Source organism: Streptomyces sp. NPDC107550, from assembly GCF_055639095.1.
In genome coordinates, this window is the sequence record NZ_JBVKBC010000009.1 from 197,942 (window position 1) to 210,510 (window position 12,569).

General features: G+C 71.3%; 12 protein-coding genes. All 12 read right to left on the reverse strand.

What is annotated here, in order from left to right; genetic code table 11:
* Nucleotides 1–112 precede the first annotated feature (112 nt).
* The 12 genes from ACZ7LY_RS15730 to ACZ7LY_RS15785 all read right to left on the reverse strand — a co-directional run bounded on the left by ACZ7LY_RS15730 (nt 113) and on the right by ACZ7LY_RS15785 (nt 12,453).
* Complete coding sequence (locus tag ACZ7LY_RS15730; protein ID WP_471625127.1) at nt 113–2,920, reverse strand: DEAD/DEAH box helicase; 2,808 nt, start codon at nt 2,918–2,920, stop codon at nt 113–115.
* Between the two features lie 99 nt (nt 2,921–3,019).
* Entirely contained in the window at nt 3,020–3,910 is an 891-nt protein-coding gene (locus tag ACZ7LY_RS15735; protein ID WP_471625128.1) for a diacylglycerol kinase, read from the reverse strand.
* Nucleotides 3,911–3,953: 43 nt separating this feature from the next.
* Entirely contained in the window at nt 3,954–4,901 is a 948-nt protein-coding gene (tatC, locus tag ACZ7LY_RS15740; RefSeq protein WP_471625129.1) for a twin-arginine translocase subunit TatC, read from the reverse strand.
* Nucleotides 4,902–4,963: 62 nt separating this feature from the next.
* Entirely contained in the window at nt 4,964–5,257 is a 294-nt protein-coding gene (gene tatA, locus ACZ7LY_RS15745) for a Sec-independent protein translocase subunit TatA (RefSeq protein WP_471625130.1), read from the reverse strand.
* A gap of 306 nt (nt 5,258–5,563) precedes the next feature.
* The gene (locus ACZ7LY_RS15750; protein WP_471625131.1) at nt 5,564–5,761 is read right to left on the reverse strand and encodes a hypothetical protein; all 198 of its coding nucleotides are present in this window, start codon (nt 5,759–5,761) and stop codon (nt 5,564–5,566) included.
* Nucleotides 5,762–5,770: 9 nt separating this feature from the next.
* Nucleotides 5,771–6,052, reverse strand: coding sequence for a hypothetical protein (locus ACZ7LY_RS15755; RefSeq protein WP_471625132.1), 282 nt, complete (start codon nt 6,050–6,052; stop codon nt 5,771–5,773).
* Nucleotides 6,053–6,076: 24 nt separating this feature from the next.
* Nucleotides 6,077–7,045, reverse strand: a complete 969-nt coding sequence (locus ACZ7LY_RS15760) for a helix-turn-helix transcriptional regulator (protein WP_471625133.1) — start codon at nt 7,043–7,045, stop codon at nt 6,077–6,079.
* A gap of 29 nt (nt 7,046–7,074) precedes the next feature.
* Nucleotides 7,075–8,052, reverse strand: a complete 978-nt coding sequence (locus tag ACZ7LY_RS15765) for a helix-turn-helix transcriptional regulator (protein WP_471625134.1) — start codon at nt 8,050–8,052, stop codon at nt 7,075–7,077.
* Nucleotides 8,053–8,226: 174 nt separating this feature from the next.
* Entirely contained in the window at nt 8,227–8,601 is a 375-nt protein-coding gene (locus ACZ7LY_RS15770; protein WP_471625135.1) for an FKBP-type peptidyl-prolyl cis-trans isomerase, read from the reverse strand.
* A gap of 69 nt (nt 8,602–8,670) precedes the next feature.
* Nucleotides 8,671–9,690, reverse strand: a complete 1,020-nt coding sequence (locus ACZ7LY_RS15775) for an FKBP-type peptidyl-prolyl cis-trans isomerase (RefSeq protein ID WP_471625136.1) — start codon at nt 9,688–9,690, stop codon at nt 8,671–8,673.
* Between the two features lie 126 nt (nt 9,691–9,816).
* Nucleotides 9,817–11,178 (reverse strand): Pup--protein ligase, encoded by a 1,362-nt coding sequence (gene pafA / locus ACZ7LY_RS15780; RefSeq protein WP_471625137.1) that lies wholly within the window; start codon nt 11,176–11,178, stop codon nt 9,817–9,819.
* A 9-nt stretch (nt 11,179–11,187) separates the two neighbouring features.
* Nucleotides 11,188–12,453 (reverse strand): MFS transporter, encoded by a 1,266-nt coding sequence (locus ACZ7LY_RS15785; protein ID WP_471625138.1) that lies wholly within the window; start codon nt 12,451–12,453, stop codon nt 11,188–11,190.
* Nucleotides 12,454–12,569 lie beyond the last annotated feature (116 nt).

Sequence of the window (12,569 nt, forward strand, 5' to 3'; positions counted from 1 at the left end):
GTTACGCGACCGCCCGCACCGCCCGAGGAGACGCCGAAGGGGCGGACACCTCCGGCGTCCGCCCCTCCATCGACTCGGCCCCGGTGGGGGCCAGGGCCACGGCCCCCGGCGCTCATCCCACCGACGAGTACGCCACGACGCCCCTGAGCAGCTCGTCGACCGCCTTGCGGGCGTTGCGGGCGACCGTGGAGCCCGCGGGCGCCGCCGCGGAGACCTGCCCGAGCACGTCGATGACCTGCTTGCACCAGCGCACGAAGTCACCGGCCGGCATCTCCGCCTCGCGCAGCACTTCGTCCAGGCCCTTGCCGGACGCCCACTGGTAGGCGGCCCACGCGAAGCCGAGGTCGGGCTCGCGCTGCCCGACGCCCTCCGCCTGGTTGATGCGGAAGTCCTCCTCCAGCGCGTCGAGCCGGCCCCAGATCCGCACCATCTCGCCGAGCGCGGCCTTGGCCTGCCCGGAGGGCACCTTGGGCGCCATCGCGTCGTCGGCGGCCCGGGACTCGTAGACCAACGCCGAGACGCACGCCGCCAGTTCGGCCGGGTTCAGGCCCTCCCAGACGCCGTCACGCAGACACTCGCTGGCCAGCAGGTCCAGCTCGCCGTAGAGCCGGGCGAGCCGCTTGCCGTGCTCGGTGACCTCGTCGCCGCGCAGATAGTCCAGCTCCGTCAGCAGCTTGACGATGCGGTCGAAGGTCCGCGCGATCGTGTTGGTGCGGCCCTCGATGCGCCGCTCCAGCTGCGCCGTGTCGCGGCGCAGCCGGTGATAGCGCTCGGCCCAGCGGGCGTGGTCCTCGCGCTGGTCGCAGCCGTGGCAGGGGTGGGCGCGCAGCTCGGCGCGGAGCCGGGCGATCTCGCGGTCGTCCGCCGCCGGGGAGCGGCCCTTCTTCTGGTGCCGGTCGGGCACGATGTGGCCGGCCTTCGTCCGCAGCGCGGACGCGAGATCGCGCCGGGACTGCGGGGAGCGCGGGTTGAACGACTTCGGGATGCGCATCCGCTCCAGCGCCTCCACGGGCACCGGGAAGTCGATCGAGGCGAGCCGCTTGACCTGCCGCTCGGCGGTGAGCACCAGCGGGCGCGGGCCGTCGTGCTGCTCGAAGCCGCGGTGCCCGTTGGACCGGCCCGCCGGGATGCCCGGGTCGAGCACGAGGGCGAGCCCGGCGAACTTGCCGGTCGGCACATGGATCACGTCGCCCGGCTTGAGCTTCTCCAGGGCGGCGGCGGCCTGCGCCCGGCGCTGGGCCGCGCCCTGCTTGGCCAGCTCGGTCTCGCGGTCCTTGAGTTCGCGGCGCAGGCGCGCGTACTCCTCGAAGTCGCCGAGGTGGCAGGTCATCGACTCCTGGTAGCCGGCGAGCCCCTCCTCGTTCTTCTGGACCTGGCGGGAGATCCCGACGACCGACTTGTCGGCCTGGAACTGCGCGAAGGACGTCTCCAGCAGTTCGCGCGAGCGGTGCCGCCCGAACTGCTCGACCAGGTTGACCGCCATGTTGTACGAGGGCTTGAAGCTGGAGCGCAGCGGGTACGTGCGCGTGCCGGCGAGACCCGCGAGGTGCTCGGGGCTGAAACCGCGCTGCCACAGCACGACCGCGTGGCCCTCGACGTCGATGCCCCGGCGCCCGGCGCGGCCGGTGAGCTGCGTGTACTCGCCGGGGGTGATGTCCGCGTGCTGCTCCCCGTTCCACTTGACGAGCTTCTCCAGGACGACGGACCTCGCCGGCATGTTGATGCCGAGGGCCAGCGTCTCCGTGGCGAAGACGGCCTTGACCAGACCGCGGACGAACAGCTCCTCGACGACCTCCTTGAAGGTCGGCAGCATGCCCGCGTGGTGCGCGGCGATGCCCCGCTCCAGGCCCTCCAGCCACTCGTAGTAGCCGAGGACGTGCAGATCCTCGTCCGGGATGGACGCGGTGCGCTCCTCGACGATCTCCCGGACGCGGGCCCGCGCCTCGTCGTCGTTGAGCCTGAGGCCCGCGTACAGGCACTGCTGGACGGCGGCCTCGCAGGCGGCGCGGCTGAAGATGAAGGTGATCGCGGGCAGCAGGCCCTCGGAGTCGAGCCGCTCGATGACCTCGGGGCGGCCCGGCGTCCAGATCCGCGAACGCTGTCTGCGCTCGCGCTCCCGGTCGGCCTCGCGCATGTGCCGGCCGCGCCGCCGGTCCTGGTAGGAGGGGCGGCTGGCCTCCATGCGCGCCATGCGGGTGAGGTCGGGGTTGACGGCCTTCTTGTGGCCCTCGCCCTCCTCGAAGAGGTCGTACATGCGGCGCCCGGCGAGCACGTGCTGGAACAGCGGCACGGGCCGGTGCTCGGAGACGATCACCTCGGTGTCGCCGCGCACGGTGTCGAGCCAGTCGCCGAACTCCTCCGCGTTGGACACGGTCGCGGACAGGGAGACCAGGGTCACGGACTCCTGGAGGTGGATGATCACCTCTTCCCAGACGGCGCCCCGGAAGCGGTCGGAGAGGTAGTGCACCTCGTCCATGACCACGTACCCGAGATTGATCAGCGACTGGGAGCCCGCGTACAGCATGTTGCGCAGCACCTCGGTGGTCATGACGACCACGGGCGCGTCGCTGTTCACACTGTTGTCCCCGGTGAGGAGGCCGACCTTGTCGGACCCGTACCGCTTGGCGAGGTCCTGGTACTTCTGGTTCGACAGGGCCTTGATGGGGGTCGTGTAGAAGCACTTCTTGCCCTGCTGGAGGGCGAGGTGGACGGCGAACTCGCCGACGATCGTCTTGCCGGAGCCGGTGGGCGCCGCGACCAGGACGCCCTTGCCGGCCTCCAGCGCCTGGCACGCCTCGATCTGGAAGGGGTCGAGGCCGAAGTCGTACATCTCGCGGAAGGACGCGAGTGCGGTGGCCTGCTCGGCGGCCCGCCTACGGGCTGCCGCGTACCGCTCGGCCGGTGAGAGGTCGTCTGTCATCGTGCTTTCGAGCCTACCGGCCGACACTGACATCGGACGATCATTATGCGTGGCCCGCTCACGGACCGGCCGGGACCGGGCGGGAACGGCCGGGACCGGTCAGGGCCCGAGCACCCGGACCGCGCCGGGCACGCACTCCGCGACCAGCGGCAGCGGCCCGACCGGCTCTCCGTCGGCGTAGCCGGTGATGTCGGGCGCGGCCAGCTCCACGCGGGCCGCGCGGTACACGCTGACCTTCGGGTGGCTCAGGTGGGTGCCCCGGTAGACGCGGGGGAAGACGCGCAGCAGCGTGGCGCGGGAGCAGTCGCCGACGACGGTCACGTCGAAGAGGCCGTCGTCCACGCGCGCGTCCGCGCAGATCCGCATGCCGCCGCCGTACGAGGTGCCATTGCCGACGGCGACGAGGGTCGCCGGTATCTCGCGTACGGCGCCGTCGTCGAGGGTGAGCCGGAAGGGGACGGGCTTGAAGGCGGCCAGCTCGGCGGCGATCGCCAGGTCGTACTTGAAACGGCCGAGCGGGAGCCGCATCCGGTTGCCCCGGTCGTTGACGCGGGAGTCGAAGCCGCAGGCGAGGACCGTGCCGAACCAGTGCCCGCCGATCCGCCCGAGGTCGACGTCCCGCACGCGCGCGCCCTTGAGGGCGTCCGCGACGAGGGCCCCGGCCGCGGCGGGCTCCCGTACGGGCAGGCGAAGGGCGCGGGCGAAGTCGTTGCCGGTGCCCACGGCGACGACGCCGAGCGGGGTGCGGGTGCCCGCGACGGCCTGGAGCGCGAGGTTCACGAGCCCGTCGCCGCCGACCGCGACGAGGGCGCCCGTGCCCTGTTCGGCGGCGGCACGCGCGCGTGCGAGCGCGTCGGGCGCGTCCTCGCCGATCACCGTGCGGACGTGGAAGCCGGCGGCCCGCAACGCGGAAGCGGCCGGCTGCGCGGCGTGCGCGCCCCGGCCGCGTCCCGCGGTGGGATTGACGAAGAGGGTGATCTCGCTGGTCACGGCCCGGACCCTAACAACCGCCCGGGGGCCTGCGGGGGTTGCCTCAGGTCACATCGTCGTAACCGTTGATGCGCTCCGGGTTGGTCTGCTCGGGCAGCATCCGGCTCGCGCGCACGGACTCGACCTCGTTGATGTCCTGGGGGGTGAGGTCCAGGCGCGAGGCCTCGTCGTCGTCCAGCTCGGCGTCCGGGTTGTTGCGCCGCCTGCGCCGGTCGTTGAGCAGGGAGAAGACCACGGCCGCGAAGTAGAGGACCCAGATCGGCGCCGCGAGGGCCAGCATCGACAGGGGGTCGGTGCTCGGGGTGGCGACGGCGGCGAACACCGTGATGCACATGATCATGGCGCGCCACCAGCCGAGCATGCGCTTGCCGGTGAGTGCCCCGATGAGATTGAGGAACACCAGCACCAGGGGCAGCTCGAAGGAGAGGCCGAAGACGACGACCATGCGGGTCACGAGGTCGAGGAGGTCGTCCAGGGGCAGCAGGTTCTGCGCGTTGCCCGGGGTGAAGCCGATGAGCACCTTGGCGGTGGTCGGCAGGATCGCGTACGCGAAGTAGGCGCCGGCCAGGAACAGCGGGACGCCGGTGCCCACGAAGCCGTAGGCGTACCCCTTCTCGTGCTTGTGCAGTCCGGGCGCGATGAAGCCCCACAACTGGTAGAGCCAGACCGGGGAGGAGAACACGATGCCGGCCATCAGCGAGATCTTGAGCGCCAGGGTGAACGGCGTCAGCAGACCGTTGACGGTGATCTGGGCGCAGTGCTCGGTCTTGATCTGGGCCAGTTCCGAGAACTTCTGCGGGCAGCCGACCGAGTCCAGGATCGGCTGCGTGATCACATCGATGATCTGGTTGTAGTAGAAGGCGGCGATGATCGTGATGACGACGATGCCCAGCAGCGCCTTCGCCAGCCGGTTACGAAGCTCACGCAGGTGCTCCGCGAGCGGCATCCGCCCCTCGGGGTCCTTCTCCTGCTTGCGGGCAGACTTGAGCAACCCACGTCCTCATCTCGTGCGTCAGGCCGCCATGGCGGAGGCGGCCTTAGATCTGCTCTGGATCAGCTCTTCGTCGTGTTCGTCGGCTCGCTCACCGGGCGCGAGCTGTCGACGTCGCCGGGCGCGGCCTGGATCGTGCGCGCGGCCGGGGGCTGCTCGTCGGTCTTCGGCGGGTCCGCGGGGGCGGCGGCGTTGTTGTTGCCTTCGCTCTTCATGGCCTTGGCCTCGCTCTTGAGGATGCGGGCCGACTTGCCGAGCGAGCGCGCCATGTCCGGGAGCTTCTTGGCTCCGAACAGGAGGAGGACGACCACGAGGATGATGATCAACTCGGGGGCGCCGATCTTTCCACCGAACATAAGCGTTTACCTTCTCACCGAGGCGGCAGGGGCGGGTCTGCCGGTACCGGCCGGACGTCGGAACTGATGTCCGGCCACCGTGCTGGCAGCGATCGTATCCCGCGGGGGTGAACAGGGGGCAATCCCCGTGCGTACTCCCAGTTGCGGCCCGCGCCTCGCTCCCGGGCCACCTACAGGAGCGTACCCGGCACACCTGGCGTACGGACAGGCCATGGGGGTAAAGCGCTTTCCATCCGCTTGCCGCCCGGGCCCGCGTCGGCGCCCTCGCCTGCCTGCCCCGCCCGCTGCGGCCCCCACGCGCGCGGGTCAGACCGTGTCGCCCGCCGACTTGGCCACGCCGACCGCCGCCCGCTCCAGGTCCTCGGCCGCGCGGTTGATGCGCCGGGTGGTGTCGGTGACCTGGCGGCTCAGGCGCTGGGCCTCGACGAAGACTCTGATCGCCAGGACCGCCAGCACGGCCAGTCCCACGAACCCCACGGCCACCGCCAGCATCGCCCAGAACATGCGCCGAGCCTAGACGGTCGGGTGGAGGCGGAGCGTGCTGACCCCGCCGCCGGTGAGGAGTTCGACGATGCGCTCGCCGGCGGGCTTGCGCACGGTGGCGGCGCACTCGGGACAGGTGAACGAGTAGAACGTGGTCCTGCGGCTGGCGCCGATGGCCAGCCGCAGCGCGGACGCGGCTAGTTCACAGCGCGCCCGGCAGTGCGGACACGCGGCCTTGAAGACGACGGGCGCCGGAGCGGGGACCGTGACGGTCATCCCGGCGATGTCGGTGAAACCGGTCACACCGGTCATCTCGCCCACCTCACCTCTCATTCCTCAGGCCACTTCGTCGTACGCGGCGAGCGCCTCGCGCGCGGCGTCACGGGCGCTGGCGGCGAGGTCGGCGGGCGCGACGATGTGCCCGTCGCGGCCGAGCCGCAGCGCGAGCCGGCGCAGCGAGGACGGCTCGGGCGTGCGCAGGGTGATGCGCAGTCCGCCGTCGGGCAGTTCCTCGGCGCTGTCGTGCGGGTAGTACTCGGCGACCCAGCGTCCGCCCGGACCGACCTCGATGACGACCTCGGGGTCCTCGGCGGCCGGCTGCACGAGCCCCTCGGACAGGTCGCGCAGTTCGATCTCGGGCGGCGCTGACGGCTCGTCCAGGACCTTGATCTCGGCGACCCGGTCCAGGCGGAACGTGCGCCGCGCCTCGGAGCGGCGGCACCATGCCTCGACGTACGTATGGCCCACGGAGACGAGCCGGATGGGGTCGATCTCGCGCTCGGTGACCTCGTCGCGGGCGGGCGAGTAGTAGCGGATCCACAGCCGGCGCCGCTCGGAGATCGCCCGGTCCACGTCGGCGAAGACACCGCCCTCGGACTCGAAGGTGACCGACAGGCGCGCACTGGCGCCCGCGGCCTCACCGGCCGCCGCCTCCAGCTTGGCGGTGGCGCGCAGCAGCGCGAGCCGGTCGCTCTCGCGCAGGCCGGGCAGGGTGGCGACCGCGCGGGCGGCGACCAGCAGGGCGGTGGCCTCGTCGGCGGCGATCCGCAGCGGCTCGGCGGCCTCGGCGGACAGCGCGGCGGGGTTGTGCCACCAGATGCGGTCGCCGTCGGTGTCGATGTCGAGCAGGTCGCCGCCGCGGAAGCTCGTCCCGCACAGCGGCAGCACGTCCAGGTCGGAGATCAGCTCGTCCTCGGTGATGCCGAAGGCCCGCGCGACGTCGCTGACGTGGGCGCCGGGGCGCTCGCGCAGATACGTCACCAGGGACAGCATCCGCCGGGTCTGGTCGATGGCGTTGGAAGCCATGCTCGTCCGTGCTCCTCTCGGTCCCGCGCTCAGCCCTTGGCCACGGCACGCAGCCGGTCCACGACGTCGGCCCGCAGTTCGGCCGGCTCCAGGACGACCACGTCGGGCCCGAACTCCACCAGCCAGGCGTCGAGCCCGTGCCCGTACGGGATCTCCAACTCGTCCCAGCCGTCGCCGAGTTCCCGTACGGTGACGGCCTTCGCGCGCAGCGGGAAGCCCGCGCCGGAGCGCAGCCTGATCCGGGCGGATCGGTCGGCCCGCTCCCCCGCCCAGCCGGCGACGGTCTCGCGCACGGTCACCACGTCGGGCACCGGCGCCTTGAACTGTCCGGCGCGGGAGCGCACCTTGCCGGTGATGCGGGAGAGCCGGAAGACGCGCTCGGCCTGCCGCTCGCGGTCCCAGCCGGCCAGGTACCAGTGGCCGCGCCAGCACTCCAGGGCCCAGGGCTCCACATGCCGCTGCTCGGGCCGGGCGGCGCTGGCCTTGCGGTAGTCGAAGACGACCGGGCGGCGGTCGCGGCAGGCGAGCATGAGCGGCTCGAAGGCCGCCTCGTGCGCGGGGATGCGCGGCTCCAGTGCCCAGTGACTGTCGTACGGGTCCACGTCCTCGGGCATGCCGGCGGCGCGCAGCTTCTGCAGCGCTCCGCTGGCGGCGCCCGCGAGGCGGGCCTGCTGCCAGACCTTGGCGGCGAGGCCGAGGGCGGCGGCCTCCTCGGCGTCGAGGCTGACGGGCGGCAGGCGGTTGGAGTCGCGGCGGGCGAGATAGCCGACCTCGCCGTCCAGGTTCTCGACGGTGTCGATGACGAGGCCCAGCTCGCGCAGGTCGTCCTTGTCGCGCTCGAACATGCGGTTGAAGGAGTCGTCCCCGGCGCTCGTGGGTCCGCCCGGGCCGAACGCCTCGACGTACGCCTCGATGGAACCGCGCAGTTCGCGCTTGCTGAGCGGGCGGCGCGCCCCGAGCAGGCACAGCGCCAGATTCATCAGCCGCTCGGCCTTGGCAATGGCCATCGACGCCCTTTCGTTCCCCGAGGTCTCCCCGCGCGCTCCCTGGCGCTCCCGACGGACGACCGTACCGCCCCGGGGTGTACTGGCAAAAGCCAGGGGCAAGCGGGCCGACGCGAAAGGGCCCGCGCACCGGGGCGCGGGCCCTTTCCGACCGTTTGTGGTCGCTGTGTGATCGACTCAGACGGAGACGAGGTCACACACGAAGATCAGCGTCTCGCCGGGGGCGATGCGACCGCCGCCCGCGCCGCGGTCGCCGTACGCGAGGTGCGCGGGGATGGTCAGCTCACGGCGGCCGCCGACCTTCATGCCCTGGACGCCCTGGTCCCAGCCCTGGATGACCTGGCCGGCGCCGAGCTGGAACTCCAGCGGGTTGCCGCGGTTCCAGGAGGCGTCGAACTCCTCGCCGGTGGAGAAGGCCACGCCCACGTAGTGGACCTTGACGAAGTCGCCGGCCTTGGCCACGGCGCCTTCGCCCTCCCAGATGTCCTTGATCTGGAGGTCCGTCGGCGGCTCGCCGACCGGGAAGTCGACCTCGGGCTTGTCGATGCTCACGTGAAAAGCTCCTGCTGGTTGGCTGTCGGACAACCGGGACAGTCTGCCACTCCCCCGGGTCCGCGCGGGTCAGTGGGCGGCGAGGATGTCCACGACGAAGACGAGCGTGGAGTTGGCGGGCAGGGTCTTGCCCTGGTCCTTGGCGCCGTAGGCCATGTCCGGCGGGATGACGAGCAGCACGCGGTCACCGACGTGCTTGCCGACGATGCCCTGGTCCCAGCCCTTGATGACCCGGCCCTGGCCGATGGGCGTGGTGAAGGGCTGGCCGCCGCGCTTCCAGGAGGAGTCGAACAGCTCGGCCTTGGCCTTGCCCTCGTTCAGCTTCCAGGCGGCACCGCTGTACTGCATGCTGACCGTCTGGCCGCTCTTGATCTCGGCACCCTTGCCCTTGATCAGGACCTGGTCGACGAGCTTCTTCGGCGGGTCGTTCTTCGGGACGGAGATCGTCGCCGGCTCCTCCTTGTCGGCCTTGATCTGCGGCAGGTTCGACGGGATCGGCGCCTGGGTGCCCTCGACCTTCTTCGGGATCACCTTGCCGACGTCGACGGCGAAGACGAGCGTGTCGTCGGGGCCGACACCGGCCTGCGGGTTGCCCTGGGGGCCGAAGCCGGCGGCCGGGGGCGCGACGACGAGGACCCGGCTGCCCTCCTTCTGGCCGAGCACGGCCTGCGCGAACGCGGGGAGCTGGCCGGCGCCGCCCGCGGTGACCATCTGGTCGCCGCCGCCCTGGGAGCCGTACGTGGTGCCGAGGTCCTTGCCGCCCTTCCAGACCTTGCCGGTGAAGTTCATCGACACCAGATCGTTCTTCTTCACCTCGGGGCCGCTGCCCTGGCTGAGGGTGTGCACGACGAACTTGCCGCTCGGGTCGCCCTTGGGCACCTCGATGGTGGCCTTCTTGCCGGCGTCGCCGCTGACCTTCGGCATCGGGTTCGCGCTGTCGACCGCCTTGGGGACCTCGGCCGCCTTCGGCGACGCGGACGAGGAGTCCGCCTTGTCCGCCGAGTCCTTCTTGCCGTCGTCACTGCCGCAGGCCGTCGCGGTCAGCGCCAGTGCCGGCACGATCAGTAGAGCTGCAAGTCGGCGTCGCACAGGAATCCTCAAGTCTCGCGGATACGGTCCGGCCACTCTAGGCCCTACGGCTGTCATTCCAAGCAGCCGAAGGACCCCGTACGAATGATTTGTACGGGGTCCCGGTTTGACACGTCGAACGTGTGCCTACATGCCGGCGATCAGCTTCTCCACGCGGTCGTCCACGCTGCGGAACGGGTCCTTGCACAGCACGGTGCGCTGCGCCTGGTCGTTCAGCTTGAGGTGCACCCAGTCGACCGTGAAGTCCCGGCGCTGTTCCTGTGCGCGGCGGATGAAGTCGCCGCGCAGCCGGGCGCGGGTGGTCTGCGGGGGCACGGACTTGCCCTCGAAGATCTTGAGGTCGTTGCAGATCCGGGCGGCCTGGCCCTTCTTCTCCAGGAGGTAGTAGAGCCCGCGGCGGCGGTGGATGTCGTGGTACGCGAGGTCTATCTGCGCGACCCTCGGGTGCGACATCGTCATGTTGTGCTTGGCCCGGTACCGCTCGATGAGCTTGTACTTCATGACCCAGTCGATCTCGGTGCCGATGCGGTCGAGGTCCTCGGACTCGATGGCGTCGAGCGTGCGGCCCCACAGCTCCAGGACCTGGTCGACGGTGCCGGTACGGATGCCCCGGCGCTCCACGAAGTCGACGGCCTTCTCGTAGTACTCGCGCTGGATCTCCAGGGCGGACGCCTCGCGCCCGCTGGCCAGGCGGACCTTGCGGCGGCCCGTGATGTCGTGGCTGACCTCGCGGATGGCCCGGATCGGGTTCTCCAGGGTCAGGTCGCGCATCACCGTGCCGGCCTCGATCATGCGCAGCACGAGGTCGGTGGCGCCGACCTTGAGCAGCATCGTCGTCTCCGACATGTTCGAGTCGCCGACGATGACGTGGAGCCTGCGGTAGCGCTCGGCGTCCGCGTGCGGTTCGTCGCGGGTGTTGATGATGGGACGGGAGCGCGTCGTCGCGGAGCTGACGCCCTCCCAGATGTGCTCGGCGCGCTGGCTCACGCAGTACACCGCGCCGCGCGGGGTCTGGAGCACCTTGCCCGCTCCGCACAGGAGCTGACGGGTGACCAGGAAGGGGATGAGGATGTCCGCGAGACGCGAGAACTCCCCGTGCCGCGCCACCAGATAGTTCTCGTGGCAGCCGTAGGAGTTTCCCGCCGAGTCGGTGTTGTTCTTGAAGAGATATACGTCGCCTGCGATTCCCTCCTCGTGCAGGCGTCGTTCTGCGTCGACGAGCAGGCCTTCCAGAATGCGCTCGCCCGCTTTGTCGTGCGTGACCAGTTCGGGCACGTTGTCGCATTCCGGTGTTGCGTATTCCGGATGCGATCCGACATCGAGGTAGAGGCGGGCGCCGTTCCGCAGAAAGACGTTGCTGCTGCGGCCCCATGACACGACACGGCGGAAGAGGTACCGCGCCACCTCGTCAGGAGACAGGCGTCGCTGTCCCCTGAACGTGCATGTGACGCCGTACTCGTTCTCCAGCCCGAAAATGCGGCGGTCCATGTCTGAACATTACGCCCGATCCCCCGAGCTGAAACGGGGTTCGACGGCACGGTTCGGATCATTTTCCGAAGAGAGCGCGACACGCCCGGACGCGACCGGCCGCGCCAACGCCCGTCCACCGGCGAGGAGCACGAGCAGCGCGACGCCTCCCGTGGCGGCCGGCACGGCGAATCCCCAGCGGGTGCCGCCCCACTCCACGACCGGCCCGGCGACGGCCGTCCCGACGCTCGCGCCGACCGTGAACGTCGTCACGAGCCACGAGAACGCCTCCGTCACCGTCCCGCGCGGCGCGTGCCGGTCCACGACGATGAACGCGCAGGCGATGCACGGCGCGAGGAACACCCCGGCGAGCGCGGTCAGCGCCACCATGGCCACCGGCCCGGGCACGGCGACGAGCGGTACGTAGAACACCGCGAGCAGCGCCACGAGCCACCGCAGCCGCGCCTCGGGTGCGCCGGCCCACTCGCGGGCGCCGTAGACCGCGCCGCCGAGCAGGGCGCCGAGCCCGAGGGCCGCCATGAGCCAGCCGTAGACGGCCGTGGCGTCCCGGCCGCTGTCGTCCGCGTACGAGACCCCGGCCACGGTGATCGAGCCGAGCGCGAGCCCGATGAACAGGAAGGCGGCCAGCAGGGCGAGCAGCCCCGGCGAGCGCAGCGCGCCCAGCCAGTGGGCCTCGCGGGGCGCGGAGCGCCAGGTACGGGACGGCTGCGAGAGGACGACGGACAGGGCGCCCAGCACACCGACCACGTTCAGGGCGATCAGCGCGGTCTGCGTCGACCACAGGGCCACGCACACGGTGACCAGCAGCGGCCCGACGGTGAACATGACTTCCTGGGCGATGGCGTCCATGGCGTAGGCGGTGTGGACCTGCTCCTCGCGTGGCAGCACGCTGGGCCACAGCGCCCGTAGGCCGCCCTCCAGGGGCGGGGTGAACAGTCCGGCGGCGCCGACGGCCACGTACGCGAGCGGCAGGGAGGCGGTGCCGGTGAGGGCGAAGACGGTCATGGCGAGCGCGGACGCGACCGCCGCCGGGAGCTGCACGCGGGGCTGGCCGCGCAGGTCCACGAGGCGGCCGAGGAGGGGCTGGCCGATGGCGTTCGCCACGCCGTAGACGGCCGCGAGGGCGCCGGCGAGGCTGTAGGTGCCGCCCTCCGCTCGGATGAACAGCACGATGGCGATGGCCGCCGTCGCGTTCGGCAGCCGGCCCACCAGCGTCCCCGTGAGCAGCCGCATCGCGTGCCGCGCTCTGAGGATCTCCACATACCGCGCGGCCATGGGCCCCCGCCTCACCTGAAGTTTTACGTATAACGTCTGGCGTTATACGTACCACGTGCGGGCTCTCGGGAGCCACCCCGCTAACGTCGGGGATTCGGGGGCACGCGACACACGGA

Bases quoted from the DNA above. Each gene is read 5' to 3' on its own strand.
- ACZ7LY_RS15730 (WP_471625127.1), bottom strand. From the start codon at position 2,920: ATGACAGACGACCTCTCACCGGCCGAGCGGTACGCGGCAGCCCGTAGG.
- tatA (WP_471625130.1), bottom strand. From the start codon at position 5,257: ATGTTCGGTGGAAAGATCGGCGCCCCCGAGTTGATCATCATCCTCGTG.
- ACZ7LY_RS15750 (WP_471625131.1), bottom strand. From the start codon at position 5,761: ATGTTCTGGGCGATGCTGGCGGTGGCCGTGGGGTTCGTGGGACTGGCC.
- ACZ7LY_RS15755 (WP_471625132.1), bottom strand. From the start codon at position 6,052: ATGACCGGTGTGACCGGTTTCACCGACATCGCCGGGATGACCGTCACG.
- ACZ7LY_RS15760 (WP_471625133.1), bottom strand. From the start codon at position 7,045: ATGGCTTCCAACGCCATCGACCAGACCCGGCGGATGCTGTCCCTGGTG.
- ACZ7LY_RS15765 (WP_471625134.1), bottom strand. From the start codon at position 8,052: ATGGCCATTGCCAAGGCCGAGCGGCTGATGAATCTGGCGCTGTGCCTG.
- pafA (WP_471625137.1), bottom strand. From the start codon at position 11,178: ATGGACCGCCGCATTTTCGGGCTGGAGAACGAGTACGGCGTCACATGC.
- ACZ7LY_RS15785 (WP_471625138.1), bottom strand. From the start codon at position 12,453: ATGGCCGCGCGGTATGTGGAGATCCTCAGAGCGCGGCACGCGATGCGG.